The organism is Cryobacterium sp., from assembly GCF_026786305.1.
GTDB lineage: Bacteria > Actinomycetota > Actinomycetes > Actinomycetales > Microbacteriaceae > Cryobacterium.
On record NZ_JAJAYI010000064.1, the window covers coordinates 54,106 to 70,111 of the forward strand.

The window sequence follows — 16,006 nt, forward strand, 5'->3', positions numbered from 1 at the left end:
CAACCAGTCCTCGTTGATCTCCCGAAAGAAATCTCCGTGTCCGAGATGGGAATTGAACCCACACGCCCTTAACGGGCACTGGCACCTCAAGCCAGCGCGTCTACCAATTCCGCCACCCGGACTGGGTGAAGGCCTCCGGACGAACCGGCTGCCGAGGTAATAACTTAGCATGGATTAGAACCCCGGTTGTGTCACTGTGCCCGTGACGACGGGTAGCGTTTGATCATGGCTTCCTCCCCGAACGTGCCCACGGCAGCTAGTCCCGCTGATACAGCGGGTACGTCGCCCACAGATGCCCCACAGAAACTCGACCTGACCGCCGAAATCGCGCGTGATCTCATTCGGTTTGACACCACGAACTATGGTGGGGGCCGTTCCAACGGCGAAACGGATGCGGCCGAGTACGTTGCCGAGAAGCTGCGAGCCCTCGGCTTGAAGCCCGAGCTGTTCGATTCCGAACCGGGCCGGACCAGTGTTGTGGCGCGGGTGACGGGACGCGGTCCGTCCCGGGACGCCCTGGTCGTGCACGGTCACCTCGATGTCGTGCCGGCTGACGCGGCCAATTGGAGCGTCGACCCCTTCGCCGGCGTCATCAAGGACGGCCTGCTGTGGGGCCGTGGCGCGGTCGACATGAAAAACATGGACGCAATGATCCTGGCATCCCTGCAGGACGTGATCTGCGCCAACGGTGCGCCCCAACGCGACCTCGTCATCGCCTTCTTCGCCGACGAAGAGGCTGGAGGCGTGCTCGGCTCGCACTTTCTCGTGAATGATCACGCCCACCTGTTCGACGGCGCGACCGAAGCGATCAGCGAGGTCGGCGGATACTCGATCATGCTCGGCGGCAAACGCGCCTATCTGCTGCAAACCGGAGAGAAGGCGCTCATCTGGGTCAAGCTCGTCGCCCGCGGGGACGCGGGGCACGGCTCCCGCATGCACCCGGCCAATGCCATCACACGGCTCGCCGAGGCCGTGGCCAAACTGGGCCGCCACGAATGGCCGATTCGGCTGACCGACACGACCGAGCAGCTCCTGGGCGAGATTGCTCGCATTCTCGACGTTGATCCGCAGCGCGTCGGCCCCGACGAACTCGCCCTGGCCACCGGAACCGCTTCTGGCTTCATCCAGGCCAGCCTGCGGACAACGGCCAACCCGACAGGCCTGACCGCCGGGTACAAGCACAACGTCATCCCCGACACGGCCGAAGCGCTCATCGACATCCGTTCACTGCCGGGGGAGGAAGACCTCGTACTCGCCCAGATTCAGCAGCTTGTCGGTTCCGACATCGAGATCGTGACCATGCACCGCGACATCGGTCTGGAGACCGAATTCAGCGGACCGCTGATCGAGGCCGTTGTGAGCACACTGGAGCGCCATGACCCCGGCGCACCGGTTCTGCCCTACCTGTTGTCGGCGGGAACCGACAACAAAGCGCTCAGCACTCTCGGGATCAAGGGTTATGGTTTTGCGCCCCTTCGACTCCCGAATGACTTGGACTTTCCTGCAATGTTCCACGGAGTGGACGAACGGGTGCCGCTGGACGCATTAGTGTTTGGCAGGCAGGTTTTGACTGATCTGCTATCAAAATATTGACGCTGTGAGCACCGCGCTCGACCCTGGTTGGTGTGGGCTCTTTCCAAGAAAGCGAAGCCTGTGGACTATCTGAATGCGATCATTCTGGGCCTGGTTCAGGGATTGACCGAGTTTCTTCCGGTGTCGTCGAGTGCTCACATCGCCATCGTTGGCCAGTTTCTGGGTACCGGTGAAGACCCAGGGGCTCGGTTCACGGCCATCACCCAGATTGGCACCGAAGCGGCCGTGGTTATATTCTTCTGGCGCGACATCGTACGCATCATCGGCCAGTGGGCGAAATCGCTCAGCGGCCAGGTCTCTCGGAAGGATCCGGATGCCCGCATGGGCTGGCTGATCATTCTGGGTTCGCTGCCCATCATCATTCTCGGCCTGCTGTTCCAGGACCAGATCGAAACCGTGCTGCGCTCGCTCTGGCTCACCGCCACCATGCTCATCGTCTTCGGCATCCTGCTCGGTATTGCCGACCGCGTCGGCGCTAAACGACGCCAACTACAAGACATCACTGTCGGCCACGGCGCGATCTTCGGGTTCGCACAAGCGCTCGCGCTGATCCCCGGAGTGTCACGGTCGGGCGGCACCATCACTGCCGGGTTGTTCCTGGGCTACGAGCGCGCCGCAGCCGCCCGCTATGCCTTCCTGCTGGCGATTCCCGCTGTACTTGGCAGCGGCTTTTACCAAATGTACAAATCCATTGCCGAGCCGTGTGTGGCCGGCGCAACGACCTGTACTCCTGAAATATTCGGACCGCTCGAAACGCTCCTGGCGACGGTCATCGCCTTCGTCGTAGCCCTCGGCGTGATCGCCTTCTTCATGAATTACATTTCCAAGCGCAGTTTTCTGCCATTCGTGATCTATCGCATCGTCCTCGGTATCGTGCTGTTCGTGCTCCTCGGCACAAACGTCATCTCCGCGTAGGCGGCTCGCGAAGCAGGTGCCCCAGCAAAGCTAGGCTTGCTCCATGCGTGCATGGAAACGACCCGATATTGTCTCTGTCCCCGGCGAGTCGAGTGCACCGTGGCTCCATGACACGAAAACCGACAGCCTGGTGCTGGCCCGGCCTCGCGATGCGGCTCGCCTCTACGTGTGCGGCATCACCCCCTACGACGCGACCCACCTCGGCCACGCCAACACGTATCTCGCCTTCGACACCCTGCAACGCGTCTGGATCGACGCCGGTTTTCGCGTGCACTACGCCCAGAATGTGACGGACATCGACGACCCGCTCCTCGAGCGGGCGACCGCCACCGGCGTGGACTGGCGTGACCTGGCCGAATCGCAGGTTGAGCTATTTCGCGCCGACATGGAGGCGCTCGGCATCATTCCGCCGAATGACTTCGTCGCCGTGACCGAGGTTATCGACGAGGTCGCCGCTGCCGTCGCGCTGCTCCGGGATGCGGGATTGGCCTACCCAGTGCCCACGGACGATGCCATTGGCGGCGCCGACGGAACGATCGCCGCTGACCTGTATTTCGATATTCGTGCCGCGGAGGCCAGTACCGACTGGACGCTCGGCGAGGAGAGCAATCTCGACCCCGTCAGTATGCTCCGCCTGTTCGCCGAGCGCGGGGGAGACCCCGACCGCGCGGGCAAGCGTGACCGCCTCGACCCGCTGTTGTGGAGGGCCGCGCGCGCGGGGGAACCGGCGTGGGAATCGGCAGTCGGCGCCGGGCGACCCGGCTGGCATATCGAGTGTTCGGTCATCGCGCTCAAGGAACTCGGCACCGACTTCACCGTGCAGGGGGGTGGGTCAGATCTGATCTTTCCGCACCACGACATGAGTGCCGGGCACGCGCAAGCGCTGTCAGGGCATCCGCTCGCCGGGGTCTACAGCCACACCGGCATGGTCGCCTATCGTGGCGAGAAGATGAGCAAGTCGCTCGGCAACCTGGTTCTGGTCTCGGGACTACGCGCCCACAATGTAGACCCGCGCGCCATTCGACTGGCCCTGCTCGCCCGCCACTACCGCACCGACTGGGAATGGACGACAGCTCTTCTAGACGAAGCCGTCGAGCGACTGTCCGTGTGGGCGGCGGCCTTCGGCACCGCGGTCGTGACTGGAACATCGAGGGCGACGAACCTCGGTACTGCCAATATTGCAGGTACGACCCGCACAGCGGCCTCGATCGTGCAATCTGTGCGGCTGGCACTTCGCCATGACCTCGACACGCCTCAAGCCATGCAACTCATCGATGCCGCTGCCGCGGGGCCACTCGATGACCCGGCACTACTAAATCGTGCCATCAGCGCGCTGCTTGGCGTCGCCTTGTAACGCGCGATGCCGCACGGTTGAGTTGCGTCGTGTCGTGTCGTTCGGCTGCCTGCCTGGTGCCGATGCCCCCCCAGTACAGAGGGTGTCTAGTGCCGAGGCCCGTCCGGCCTGCTGCCTGGGCCATCCGGTCTGCCATCGGGTCGCCCATCTGCGCGTCCCTCTCGCCCGTCGGTTCCGCGCTTGCGCAGGTATTTCTCGAATTCCTGGGCGATCGCCTCGCCGCTCGCCTCCGGCGAATCGACGGTGTCGCGGGCTTGCTCGAGCTGGGCAATGTACGCGGCCATTTCCTCGTCTTCACCGGCCAGAACATCGATACCGGTCTCCCATTCGGCCGCCTCCGTCACGAGCGCGCCCCGGGGGATCACAACGTCGATGACCTCCTCGAGCTTGTCGATCAACGCGAGCATCGCCTTGGGCGACGGTGCATTATGCACATAGTGGGGAACGGATGCCCAGATCGACAGTGTCGAAATTCCCATCGTCTCGGCGGCATCCGACAATACGCTGAGAATCCCCACCGGGCCTTCATAATTGCTGCGTTCGATTTGCAGTTCGGCGCGCACCTGCGCGTTGTCGCTCGACACGAAGATGGAAATGGGACGGGTGTGCGGAACGTCGGCGAGCATCGCGCCCAGGAACACCACGCCGCTCACGTCGGCGGCGAGGGCCGCGTCGAGAATCTCGGCGGCAAAGCTCTTCCAACTCCGCGATGGTTCCGTGCCGATCAGCAGGTAGATGTTGCCCGCATTCGTCCCGCTGACCCGCAACTCGGCATCTTCGGCCAGCGGAACGGTGACAACGCCGGGCGTCGTCGGCCCATACATGATCGCGCCCGGCCAACCGATGGTGCGCACGCCGTCCTCGTTGGTCGATACGGTGGGTCGGTTGAATTGGTAGTCGAAGTACAACTCCGGATCGACCTCAGTGATCATTTCCACGTCGAGCAAATCTTTGAGCGCGCGAACCGCGCCCGTCGCGGCCTCGCCGGCATCGTTCCAGCCTTCGAAAGCGACGACGAGAAGCCGTCCGCCCAGGAACCCATTACCGTCAGTCACCGTGTACGCCCTCAATTCCTGCAGCCTCCCGCGTGGAGGGCCTCAGTCAAGGATAGGCGGTGGCCCTACACTTGAACCCCGTGAATGTTTTTCCTCTGCCGCTCCCCGCGCCCGCCTCCCTGCCCGCCGCCGTTCTGTGGGATATGGACGGCACCATCGTTGACACTGAACCGTACTGGATGCGCGCCGAAACCGAGCTCGTGGCCGAGTTCGGCGGTGTCTGGACTCAAGACGACGGCATGTTGCTGGTCGGATCCGGACTGTGGAATTCCGCGGCGATTCTGCAATCCCGCGGTGTGGAGCTCACCCCGAATGCCATCGTGGCTCGCCTCACCGACCGCGTGCAGGAGCAGCTGGCCGAACACGGGATTCCCTGGCGCCCCGGATCCCGCGAGCTCCTCCAGGCATTGAAAGCCGCCGGCGTACCAACCGCACTGGTGACCATGTCGGTGGAGCGCATGGCCCGCCAGATCATCGACCTCATTGATTTTCCCGCCTTCGATGTTGTCATCGCCGGCGATATGGTCGCCAACAGTAAGCCGCATCCCGATCCGTACCTGGTTGCCGCCGACCGTCTAGGTGTCGATCCGCGGCTGTGCATCGCGATTGAGGATTCCGTTCCGGGCGTCGCTTCCGCTGTCGCCGCCGGGACCATTACCATCGCCGTTCCCCACCAGATCGACCTACCGGAGAGTATGTCCTACACCCGCTGGCCGACGCTCGTCGGGCGCACCCTCCTCGATATTTCGGCGCTGTATCAATTCTCGAACCCAACCGATTCAGCGGATCCCGTTAGTCCTCCCGCCCCCACCGGCTTCGCCCGCAACGAAAGCGCACCACTCGCATGAGCAACAACCAGGTCATTCAAAATAGTGGACGATTTCGCATCGGCGACCGGGTGCAACTCACCGGGCCGAAGGGGCGGATGAACACCATCACCCTGCAGGAAGGCCTGACGTTTCACACCCACCGCGGCATCCTCGCACACGACGACATCATCGGGCAGCCCGACGGCTCGGTCGTCACTAATAACGTCGGCGTCGAGCACCTTGCGCTGCGGCCGCTTCTCGTCGACTTCGTGATGAGCATGCCGCGCGGTGCCGCCATCATCTATCCCAAGGATGCGGCCCAAATTCTGGGACAGGCCGATATCTTCCCCGGCGCAACGGTCGTGGAGGCCGGCGTCGGATCGGGCGCGCTGTCGCTCTGGCTACTGCGCGCAATCGGACCGGCCGGCCGCCTCGCATCCTTCGAACGTCGCGAGGAATTCGCCGACGTCGCCCGGGACAATATCGCCACCTTCCTCGGGAGCGATCCACAGAACTGGACCATCACCCTCGGCGACCTCGCCGAGACGCTACCCGCAACTATGCCGGCGCAGAGCGTCGACCGAGTCGTCCTTGACATGCTGGCACCGTGGGAATGCCTCGGCGCCGTCTCCGATGCTCTCAAGCCGGGGGGCGTGCTGCTCTGCTATGTCGCCACGGTGACGCAACTCTCCCGCGTGGCCGAGGCCATCCGCGGCACCGGGTTTTACACCAACCCGGATTCCAACGAAACGATGATCCGAGGCTGGCATGTGGAGGGACTCGCCGTGCGGCCCGACCACCGCATGATCGGCCACACCGGCTTTCTGATCACCGCCCGCCGTCTGGCCCCCAGCACGATCCTGCCCGAACTGAAGCGACGTCCGTCCAAAACGGACTTCAGCGACGCCGATGTCGAAGCCTGGACCCCGGGAGCGCTCGGGGAACGTAACGTGAGCGCCAAGGTCATGCGCAAGCGCGTGCGTGCCGCCGGTACCAGCGCCGAGCTTTCCAAGGCTCGAGACCTCGACGCCGGTTAGGATGGTTTCCGGCCCGTTTCGGTTGTACTGCGCCGAAACCGCAGCCGTCTGACCCCCGGAGCACCCGCACCACCCCTCACACCCGCGCAGCAGATCCGTGCTGCAGCAAACCCGTACCGAAAGAAGGACTCGTGCGCAAAGCATCCGCGCTGATCGTCACCGCCGGCCTCGTGATGACGGCATTGACCGCGTGCGCCAGCCCCGGCATATCCCAGGCGTCGTGTGATGCGCCGGTCACCACGGGTGCGGCCTCCGAGCTGGTGTCCGCCTCCGGGAACTTCGGCTCGGCGCCAGACGTGACGTTTCCGACCCCGCTGAAGACGACGTCAACGCAGCGCACCGAGATTATCTCCGGTTCGGGCACACAGGCCGTGGCAGGCCAGCAACTCAACGTCGAACTCAACGTGTACAACGGAACGACCGGCAAGGTCATCCAGCAGGCTGCCTACGACGGTAAGAATTTCATTCCGGTTGTGCTGAATGGCGCGGGCGTCAAGGGCCTCACCGATGGTCTGCTCTGCGCGCAGGTCGGCGAACGTGTCGCGATCGTCGTGGCACCCGAAGACGCCTTCGGCGCAGCGGGCAACGATCAGTTTGGCGTCGCACCGACGGATTCCCTCGTCGTCGTCGCCGATGTTGTCACGGCGTTCCTGCCCCGTGCTAACGGTGTGGATCAGACGGTCGCGAACGGCCTCCCGGCCGTGGTCCTCGATGAGAACGGCGTCCCGGGCGTCGTCATTCCAAACGGCGACGCTCCCACCATGCTCGAAGTCGGGGTGTTGAAGAAGGGTGCCGGCGAGAAGGTCACGGAGGGTTCGACCGTCACGGTGAACTATTCCGGCATCCTGTGGAAAGAGAAGACCGTCTTCGACTCCAGCTGGGCCAACGGATCGCCGGTCCCGCTCGTCGCCGCCGTCGGATCCGCAACCCAGCCGGGCGTGATTGCCGGCATGTCCACGGCGCTCATCGGTCAGACAGTCGGATCCCAGATCGTCATGGTCATTCCGCCCAGCCTGGGCTATGGCGGCGCAGCGTCCGCCGCGATTCCGGCCGACTCGACCCTCATTTTCGTGGTCGACATTTTGGGCATCAACTGACACTGGTCGCGCCCTCGGGTCACGGGTGCCCGGCACCGATCACGTCGCACATCTCGGGTGGCCGGCTCGCTCGGGCAGCTCGGGCGATAAGATCACAGCGTGATAGCGATGCCTGCCCAGCCTGACCCGAAGCGTGAACCGGCCGCGGGCGTGGGTGCGTCCAAACCCCGATCGGTCCCCGCTCCTGAGCGCTTATTCAGTCTGGTGCTGGCTCTGGTGGCGACGGAATCCGGCCTGACCAAGGCCGACATTCTCGCCAACGTGCAGGGTTACCGCCAGAGGTACTCGTCCGCCGGCCTGAACGACAGCCTCGAGCGTCAATTTGAACGCGACAAGGACGACATCCGTGAATTGGGTATTCCGCTCGAAACAATTGAGTCCCCAGATGATCCGGGCAGCAACCATTTTCTGCGCTATCGCATTCCGAAGGGTCTCTACGACCTGCCTGCCGACGTGACCTTCACGCCCGACGAGGTGTCCCTGCTGAAACTCGCCGGCACGGTCTGGCGGGAAGGATCGCTGTCCGGAGAATCCCGCCGGGCCCTGATGAAGTTGAACTCCCTCGGTGTCGAATCGAGCGAACCGGTCCTCGGCTACGCACCCCTGCTGCGCACGAAAGACCAGAGCTTCGAACCCCTGAGCAAGGCTCTTGACCGCGCGCAGGTCGTGGCCTTTCTTTACCTCAAACCGGGGGAGACCAACCCGGCCCGTCGAGTGGTTGCACCTCGCGCGCTCGTGCAACACGAAGGCCGCTGGCACCTGTACGCCACGGATGAGGTCGCTCACGCACCGCGCACTTTCCTCCTGGCCCGCATCGCCGGCACGGTAGCGGTGGTACCCAACGCGATTCCCGCTCCGATCAGCGCTGGCGCACCGCACAATGCAACCGACAGCGCACAAGCTCTCGCCGAGCTCGATGACCTGTGGACCAGCAATATCGCCCGCATCGTCGTGGTGCCAGGGTCCGACGCCGCCGTGCGGCTCGGTGCGCGTCAGGCGGCGCAACACCCCGCACCTCGGGTTGGCCCTTCCACGGAACTCGAGCGCACCCTGCACTTCACCGACCTGAACGTCCTCGCTGACGAACTGGCTGGATTCGGCCCGGAAGTTTTTATCCAGAGTCCGCTCGCCCTGCGCGACGCCGTGCAGAAACGACTGGTCGCTGCCCGTGACGCTCATGCCAGCGCCCTCCCGGTCATCCCTCCGGGGCGTACGCCGCTTCGCCGGGCAACCCCGCCACACGCGCAGACGACCAAAGTCGCCACCCAGCCCCGAGTGGCTGGCGACCAGCTCACCCTCTTACTCTCCCTCGTTCCGTACCTCATCGATCAGGGGCGAGTCACCGTCACCGAGGTGGCCGAGCACTTCGGACTGTCAGCGGAGCGGGTGCGCGCCTTGGTCAGCCTCATCGCCCTGTCCGGCATCCCAGGCGAAACACGCCAGTACCTGCACGGCGACTTGTTTGACATCCTCTGGGACGAGTTTGAAACCAACGATCGGATTGTGCTCACCCATCAGGTCGCCATCGACGACTCACCGCGGTTCTCCGCCCGCGAGGCTGCGGCGCTCATCGCCGGCCTGCAGTACCTGTCAGCTCTGCCCAACAACGCCGACACCGATGCCATCTCGTCGTTGATGGCCAAACTGACCAGGGGGGCATCGGCGCCGCCAACCCAACTCGCAGTCGCGCAGCGCGATGCCGGCACGACCCGCGGCATCGTGCAGGCGGCGTTGATCACCGGGATGCAAATCGAGTTCGACTACCTCAATGCGCGCGGCAGTCAGGTGCACCGCCTCGTCGACCCGCTGCGCATTGAATCCGTCGACAGTGACTGGTATCTCCGTGGCTGGTGCCATCTTCGAGAGGCGGTGCGAACCTTCCGTCTGGACCGCATGAGCAACCCGCGCGTCACCGTCGTGCCGCTCAGCACGCACCCGGCAGACCTGCTGCTGCCCGACACCCTATTCCAGGCGTCCTCCGACGACGTCGACGTTCGACTTGAGCTCGCGACTGCGGCGCTGCCGTTGCTGGCCGACTACCGGCCCGAAGGTTCGGAGCCTGTCGGCTCGGGGGTTCGCACCCGCACGACCCTGCGCGTCGCCCATACCCATGCGCTCAAACGCCTCGTCACCGGCCTGGCCGGCATCGTGACCGTGCTCGAACCGGCCGAATCACGCCAGGTTGTGTTCGACTGGGCCGCAGCCGGACTTGCGCAGTATGCCCCGGACGAACAGTCCCAGACGGAAATGGACTAGCCGATGCCGTGGTGGTCGTGGGCACTCATCTGGACTGGGCTTGCATTAATTCTGCTCGCTGTCCTCGGCTGGTTCGCTGTGGCGCTGTACCGCAAGTCGCTCGGCACCCTGAGCGCGGTAGTAGCCCTCAGCGATCGGGTCTCCTCGGTGGATCTCGATCTGCCTCTCGGGTCCGCTCCGTTCACCGCCGCCGTGTTCGCCGATTCGGCCGAGTTGGTCCGTAAAGTCGAGCAGCATCGAGTAGAACGCACCCACAGGCGCCAGCTGCGTCGCGATGCGCGAATCATGCGGGGTAAACTTATTCCAAACGCCCGCTAATCCAGAGGACACACCGTCATGCTGCAAAACCTGACCGGATGGCACTTCCTGATCATCCTCGTCGTCGTACTGCTCCTCTTCGGTGCGCCTAAGCTCCCCGGACTCGCTCGCAGCCTCGGCCAGTCAATGAAAATCTTCAAGAGCGAGATCAAGAGCGACACTGTCGACGCTGATCCCAACGCCCCGGCCCAGCCGACCACGCGCACGGGTCACGACGCATCGACGCCGTCCGGCCCGACGTCGGCCGGCCCCGCCGATCCCGCCTCGAAGCCCTAGCCCCGTGGCGGTCCGCGCTCGACGAAGTGCGACCGAAGCGGGAAAGATGTCGCTGGGTCAGCATCTGATCGAACTGCGCAAGCGCCTCTATCTGGCCGCCGCCGGCCTTCTCATCGGTGCCATTGCAGGTTGGTTCCTCTCCGATTTCGTCTGGGATCAGTTGCGCGAACCGATTTACGCCATCATCAATGCGCAGCATCGCAACGCGCAGATCAACTACCCCGACATCACGAGCGCCTTCGACCTCAAACTGAAGATCTCGCTGTACGTCGGCCTGATTGTTTCGAGCCCGGTGTGGCTGTATCAGGTGTTCGCCTTTCTGGTTCCCGGACTTACCCGCACCGAGAAGAAATACACGTTTGGATTTCTTCTCACGGCCATTCCCTTGTTCCTGGCCGGCTGCGCGGCGGGTTGGATCGTATTGCCACACGTGGTCGAGCTCATGACGAGTTTCGCTCCCACCGAGGATTCGGCGTTCATCAACGCGCAAGGCTACTTTGACTTCGTGCTCAAGCTCGTCGTTGCGATCGGTATTGCATTCGTGCTGCCCGTATTCATCGTGCTGCTCAACTTCGCTGGCGTCATAAGTGCTACATCGATCATCAAGTCCTGGCGGATCGCCATTTTGGTCATCGTGCTCTTCACGGCAATCGCCACCCCGGCGGCCGACGTGGTTTCCATGTTCCTGTTGGCCGTTCCCATGGTCATGTTGTACTTTGCCGCCTACGGCATCGCCTGGCTGCACGACCGCCGAGCGGCCAGAAAAGCGCTCGCCTTCGAAAAAGAACTCGCCCTGAAGTAGTGAGACCCGGATCTAGCAATTTGTGAAGGATCACGTGACGCACACGCAATCACCGGCCGAACGGTATTCGGCCGCGCGCATCCGGGCCAGCCAGCCGAAGCTGCTGGCTTTCGAGAGCAGGCTCAAATTCGACCTCGACCAGTTTCAGCGGGAGGCCTGTGCCTGCCTGGAAGCCGGCAATAGTGTGCTCGTTGCAGCCCCAACCGGAGCCGGCAAGACCATCGTGGCCGAATTTGCCATTTATCTGGCGATGCAGCAGTCCAGAGCGAAAGTGTTCTACACCGCGCCAATGAAGGCGCTCAGCAATCAGAAATTTCAGGAATTCGTCGGTGAGTACGGTGCGGACCAGGTCGGGTTGCTCACCGGAGACAGCAATGTCAACCCGAAAGCACGCATCGTGGTCATGACGACCGAGGTGCTGCGCAACATGCTGTACGCCGATTCGGATCTGCTTACCGACCTGGCCTTCGTGGTGATGGACGAGGTGCACTACCTCGCCGATCGTTTTCGCGGGGCAGTGTGGGAAGAAGTGATCATTCATTTGCCGCAGCCGGTGCGCATGGTGTCGCTCAGTGCCACCGTGTCGAACGCGGAAGAATTCGGAGATTGGTTGCAGGCTGTCCGCGGCGAAACAGACGTGATTGTATCTGAGGAACGGCCGGTCCCGCTCGAGCAGCATGTGCTCGTCAAGAACAATATGCTCGACCTGTTCGATTCCACCGGGTTGATCGGCACTCATCGGGTGAACCCCGAGCTCGTTCGTCTGGCGCACGCCGGCGGGCGCTCGGCCGGCGGCCGCGGCCGCGGTCCCGGCCGCCAGGGCGGCTCCTCCGGGGGCTACCGGGGACACGACAAGCAACGCCCGCAGTTCGACGCCGGCAGAATGGATCGCGGCGACATCGTGCGCATGCTCGACGGCAAACATCTGCTACCGGCCATTTTCTTCATCTTCAGCCGGGTCGGCTGTGACCAGGCCGTGCGGCAGGTGCTCCGCTCCGGGGTGCGTCTGACACAAGAACACGAGCGTGACGAAATTCGCCAGATCGTCGACGACCGATGCCGCACCCTGCTCGACGAAGATCTCGGCGTGCTCGGCTACTTCGAGTGGCTCGACGGTCTCGAACGCGGTGTCGCCGCCCACCACGCCGGTCTGCTGCCGGCGTTCAAGGAGGTCGTCGAGGAGCTGTTTCAAAAGAAATTGGTCAAGGCCGTGTTTGCCACCGAGACGCTTGCCCTCGGCATCAACATGCCGGCCCGCACGGTCGTTCTCGACAAGCTGGAGAAGTTCAACGGGGAGGCTCGCGTGCCGATCACCCCGGGGGAGTACACCCAGCTCACCGGTCGTGCCGGTCGCCGCGGAATCGACACCCTCGGCCACTCCGTGATTCAGTGGGCACAAGGACTGGATCCACAGGCCGTGGCCTCGCTCGCCTCCCGGCGCACCTATCCTCTGAATTCGAGTTTCAAGCCGACCTACAACATGGCCGTCAACCTCATCGACCAGTTCGGGGTCGCGCGCACGCGCGGCGTGTTGGAATCGTCGTTCGCCCAATTCCAGGCCGATCGCGCTGTCGTCGACCTGGCCCGCTCGGTGCGTCAGCACGAGGAGTCCCTAGCAGGCTTCCAGACCAGCATGACCTGCCACCTCGGCAATTTCGAGGAGTATTCGTCCATTCGGCGGCGTCTCACCGAGCTGGAACGTGAGGGCGCCAAAGCCGACAATTCCCTGCGCGGTGAGCGTGACAAACGCCAGCGTGAGGTGGCCAGCCTGCGCAAACAGATGCGCGCCCACGGCTGCCACCACTGTCCCGACCGCGAGGCGCACTCCCGGTGGGCAGAACGCTGGTTCAAACTCAAGCGCCAAACGGATGCCCTCAACCAGCAGATCTCCCAGCGCACCGGAGCCATCGCCCGGGTATTCGACCGGGTCACCGACGTTCTTCTCGGCTACGGCTACCTCGAATCCGATGCGGGCGGCACGATCGCGCTCAGCGAGAGTGGACGCATCCTGCGCCGCATCTACGCCGAGCGGGACCTGCTCGTCGCCGAGTCCCTGCGCCGAGGCCTGTGGAAGGACCTCGATGCTGCGAGCCTGGCCGCGATGGCGTGCGCGCTCGTCTTTGAACCACGCCGCGAAGAGGGGCTCATCGATGCCCGCTACCTGCCCAAGGGACCGTTCCGACCGGCCCTCGATGAAACCGAGGACCTGTGGAGCCGCATCGACGACCTCGAACGCGACCACCAACTGCCCGGCAGTAACCCACTCGCTGTCGGCCTCAGCCTGGCAATGTGGAAGTGGGCTCGCGGCGCGTCACTGAGCGACGTGCTCTACGAGGCGGAGATGGCGGCCGGGGATTTCGTGCGCTGGACCAAACAGACCATTGACCTGCTCGACCAACTCTCCAGTGCCGGCGACGGGCAGGTCGGGCCGACCGCTCGGGCGGCCATGGACGCGATCCGTCGCGGCATCGTCGCGTATTCCTCGGTAGCCTGAACCAGCCATGTGGGGGAGTGAGCGCACGTTCAGTCTGCCGCTGTGGGCATCCGTTCTCGTCGCAGCCGGTGCCGGAGTGGTTCTTGATGCCGGTTTTCCGGATCGAGACTGGTGGTTTCTCGCGCCGGTCGGTATAGCTCTGATGCTTGTCGCCCTGCTCGGTCGCAGCTTCGGCACCGGAGTGCTCGTGGGACTGACCGCCGGACTGTCATTCTGGTTGACCCATATTTTCTGGATCACGCTGTACCTCGGCCTCGTTCCGTGGTTTGCGCTCGGAGGGCTGGAAAGCCTGTTCTTTGCCGTGGGACTCGGTTTCATTGCCGTCGTGTTGCGCTACGGTCCCCGGGTGTGGCCGAGCGTCTGGGCCCGTCTCGGGGTCGTGCCGGTGATCATCGCCGGCCTGTGGACGGCGCGCGAAGCGATCAGCGCTGTCTGGCCTTACGGCGGCTTCGCCTGGGGACGAGTTGCCCTGTCGCAATCGGAGAGTCCGTTCGGACCGCTCGTGGCCTGGGTGGGCATGTCCGGGCTGAGCTTCATGATGGTCTGGCTGAGCGCTCTCGCCGTGCAACTGGCCCGCGAACCCGATCTGGCGCGAACGCTGCGTACGGGCGTTGGCCTCGGCGCCGTCGCCGTGATCCTCGTCGTCCCGGCCTGGCCGACCATCGAGAGCGGCACGGCCCGCCTCGCCGCCGTGCAGGGTAACGCGGATGCCGGACTGTTCGCCGAGTACTCGCCGGGCCAAATTTTGCAGGACCACACCTCGGCCACCCTGCCGTTGATCGGCGAGAAGGTTGATTTTGTGGTCTGGCCGGAAAACGCGAGCGACATCGACCCGACCCGGTCAACGGCCGCTGCGCAGGTGCTCGACTACATCAGCACCGAAATGAATGTCCCGCTCATTACCGGCACCATCACCAAGCCCGAAAACACCTATTACAACAGCTCCCTGCTCTGGGAGGCCGGCCGTGGCGCCGTTGACGTCTACGACAAGGTGCATCCGGTTCCCTTTGCGGAATACATGCCGGATCGGGCCTTCTGGCGACCATTCGCCCCAGAACTGATCGACCTCATCGGCCGGGACTACGGCATCGGCACTCGGGACAACATCTTCGACATCAACGGGGTTCTGGCCGGTATCGCGATTTGCTTCGACATCGCCGACGATCAGCTCGTGCACGAGATGATCGACGACAAAGCGGAGATTATTCTCGCCCAAACCAACAATGCCGATTTCGGGCACACCGACGAGAGCGTGCAACAGCTCGCCATCGCCCGGCTGCGCGCGGTGGAGACAGGACGCACGGTGGTGAATATCTCCACCGTCGGATCGAGCGCCATCATCACTCCGGACGGACAGACCCTCGACAGCCTGCCGACCTTCACGGCGGGGGCCATGGTCCGAACGGTGCCGCTGAGCGATACCATCACACCAGCGATGATGGCCGGCCGGGGCATCGAATGGCTCGTGTCGGGGCTGGGTCTGGCCGGTCTGGCCCTCTGCGCCGGTGCCGCCCGGCGCCCACGATGCCGCTAGTCGTGTCGCCCGCCGGTTAACCAACGACAACCCCGCCACGAGGTGCGGGGTCGTTAGCGGTGCAATCGGCGGTTAAGCGCCGATCTTCTGCTGGCCGCCACGGCGAAGACGCAACACGGAAAGGCGCTCTTCAAGCAACTCTTCGAGTTCGTCCCTGGTGCGACGTTCCAGCAGCATGTCCCAGTGGGTCCGCGGAATCTTCTCGTCGGAGTGGTCAACAATTACCGGCAGGGAGTCCACGAGTCTGGTCGCTGTCCGTGCGCAATACTTGCATTCCCACTCGTCCGGAGCCTCAGCTTCGGCTGAAAAAATCATAACCGTCTCACGCCCGCACGTTTCACACCGGTAGGTGTGAGCGACCCGGGGAGAGAAGGTGACGCCTTCTTCGCTCTGTAGGCTTTGTGCGCCTAATCTCATGCCACGCAAACTACGGTCAGCCATCGTGTGGTCTCCTCTCGATCGCGAT

At 63.8% G+C, this 16,006-nt stretch carries 14 protein-coding genes and 1 tRNA gene; 12 read left to right on the forward strand and 3 right to left on the reverse strand.

Going from position 1 to position 16,006, the window contains the following annotated elements; genetic code table 11:
• Window positions 1-37 precede the first annotated feature (37 nt).
• A tRNA-Leu gene (locus LH475_RS06980) sits at window positions 38-122 on the reverse strand.
• Between the two features lie 103 nt (window positions 123-225).
• On the opposite strand from LH475_RS06980, the gene LH475_RS06985 reads away from it, so the two are divergent.
• Genes LH475_RS06985 through mshC form a run of 3 tightly spaced genes read left to right on the forward strand, consistent with a single transcriptional unit; the run spans window position 226 to window position 3,862 of the window.
• Window positions 226-1,593: a M20/M25/M40 family metallo-hydrolase gene (locus tag LH475_RS06985; RefSeq protein ID WP_196844333.1), complete on the forward strand. Its 1,368-nt coding sequence runs from the start codon at window positions 226-228 to the stop codon at window positions 1,591-1,593.
• A 60-nt stretch (window positions 1,594-1,653) separates the two neighbouring features.
• Window positions 1,654-2,508, forward strand: a complete 855-nt coding sequence (locus tag LH475_RS06990) for an undecaprenyl-diphosphate phosphatase (RefSeq protein WP_196844334.1) — start codon at window positions 1,654-1,656, stop codon at window positions 2,506-2,508.
• Window positions 2,509-2,551: 43 nt separating this feature from the next.
• A complete protein-coding gene (gene mshC / locus LH475_RS06995; protein WP_196844335.1) occupies window positions 2,552-3,862 on the forward strand; it encodes a cysteine--1-D-myo-inosityl 2-amino-2-deoxy-alpha-D-glucopyranoside ligase in 1,311 nt (436 codons plus the stop codon).
• 86 nt (window positions 3,863-3,948) lie between these two features.
• Here mshC and LH475_RS07000 read toward each other — a convergent pair whose 3' ends face one another.
• On the reverse strand, window positions 3,949-4,917 hold the full coding sequence (locus tag LH475_RS07000; RefSeq protein WP_196844336.1) for a PAC2 family protein: 969 nt from the start codon (window positions 4,915-4,917) through the stop codon (window positions 3,949-3,951).
• 80 nt (window positions 4,918-4,997) lie between these two features.
• On the opposite strand from LH475_RS07000, the gene LH475_RS07005 reads away from it, so the two are divergent.
• From LH475_RS07005 to lnt, 9 genes are all read left to right on the forward strand, one after another.
• Entirely contained in the window at window positions 4,998-5,765 is a 768-nt protein-coding gene (locus tag LH475_RS07005; RefSeq protein ID WP_297413173.1) for an HAD family phosphatase, read from the forward strand.
• Window positions 5,762-6,763: a tRNA (adenine-N1)-methyltransferase gene (locus LH475_RS07010; protein ID WP_297413174.1), complete on the forward strand. Its 1,002-nt coding sequence runs from the start codon at window positions 5,762-5,764 to the stop codon at window positions 6,761-6,763. The genes LH475_RS07005 and LH475_RS07010 overlap by 4 nt, the downstream gene beginning before the upstream one ends.
• A 131-nt stretch (window positions 6,764-6,894) precedes the next feature.
• Entirely contained in the window at window positions 6,895-7,860 is a 966-nt protein-coding gene (locus LH475_RS07015; protein WP_196844337.1) for an FKBP-type peptidyl-prolyl cis-trans isomerase, read from the forward strand.
• A gap of 216 nt (window positions 7,861-8,076) precedes the next feature.
• Window positions 8,077-10,116: a WYL domain-containing protein gene (locus LH475_RS07020; protein ID WP_297413175.1), complete on the forward strand. Its 2,040-nt coding sequence runs from the start codon at window positions 8,077-8,079 to the stop codon at window positions 10,114-10,116.
• Between the two features lie 3 nt (window positions 10,117-10,119).
• Window positions 10,120-10,434, forward strand: a complete 315-nt coding sequence (locus LH475_RS07025; RefSeq protein WP_297413176.1) for a hypothetical protein — start codon at window positions 10,120-10,122, stop codon at window positions 10,432-10,434.
• An 18-nt stretch (window positions 10,435-10,452) separates the two neighbouring features.
• A complete protein-coding gene (gene tatA, locus LH475_RS07030; RefSeq protein WP_297413177.1) occupies window positions 10,453-10,710 on the forward strand; it encodes a Sec-independent protein translocase subunit TatA in 258 nt (85 codons plus the stop codon).
• Between the two features lie 46 nt (window positions 10,711-10,756).
• A complete protein-coding gene (gene tatC, locus LH475_RS07035) occupies window positions 10,757-11,512 on the forward strand; it encodes a twin-arginine translocase subunit TatC (protein ID WP_196844340.1) in 756 nt (251 codons plus the stop codon).
• Window positions 11,513-11,546: 34 nt separating this feature from the next.
• Window positions 11,547-14,006: a DEAD/DEAH box helicase gene (locus tag LH475_RS07040; RefSeq protein WP_196844341.1), complete on the forward strand. Its 2,460-nt coding sequence runs from the start codon at window positions 11,547-11,549 to the stop codon at window positions 14,004-14,006.
• Window positions 14,007-14,013: 7 nt separating this feature from the next.
• Window positions 14,014-15,540, forward strand: coding sequence for an apolipoprotein N-acyltransferase (gene lnt, locus LH475_RS07045; protein ID WP_297413178.1), 1,527 nt, complete (start codon window positions 14,014-14,016; stop codon window positions 15,538-15,540).
• 72 nt (window positions 15,541-15,612) lie between these two features.
• On the opposite strand, the gene LH475_RS07050 is transcribed toward lnt, so the two are convergent.
• The gene (locus tag LH475_RS07050) at window positions 15,613-15,981 is read right to left on the reverse strand and encodes an RNA polymerase-binding protein RbpA (protein ID WP_196844343.1); all 369 of its coding nucleotides are present in this window, start codon (window positions 15,979-15,981) and stop codon (window positions 15,613-15,615) included.
• Between the last annotated feature and the right edge of the window lie 25 nt (window positions 15,982-16,006).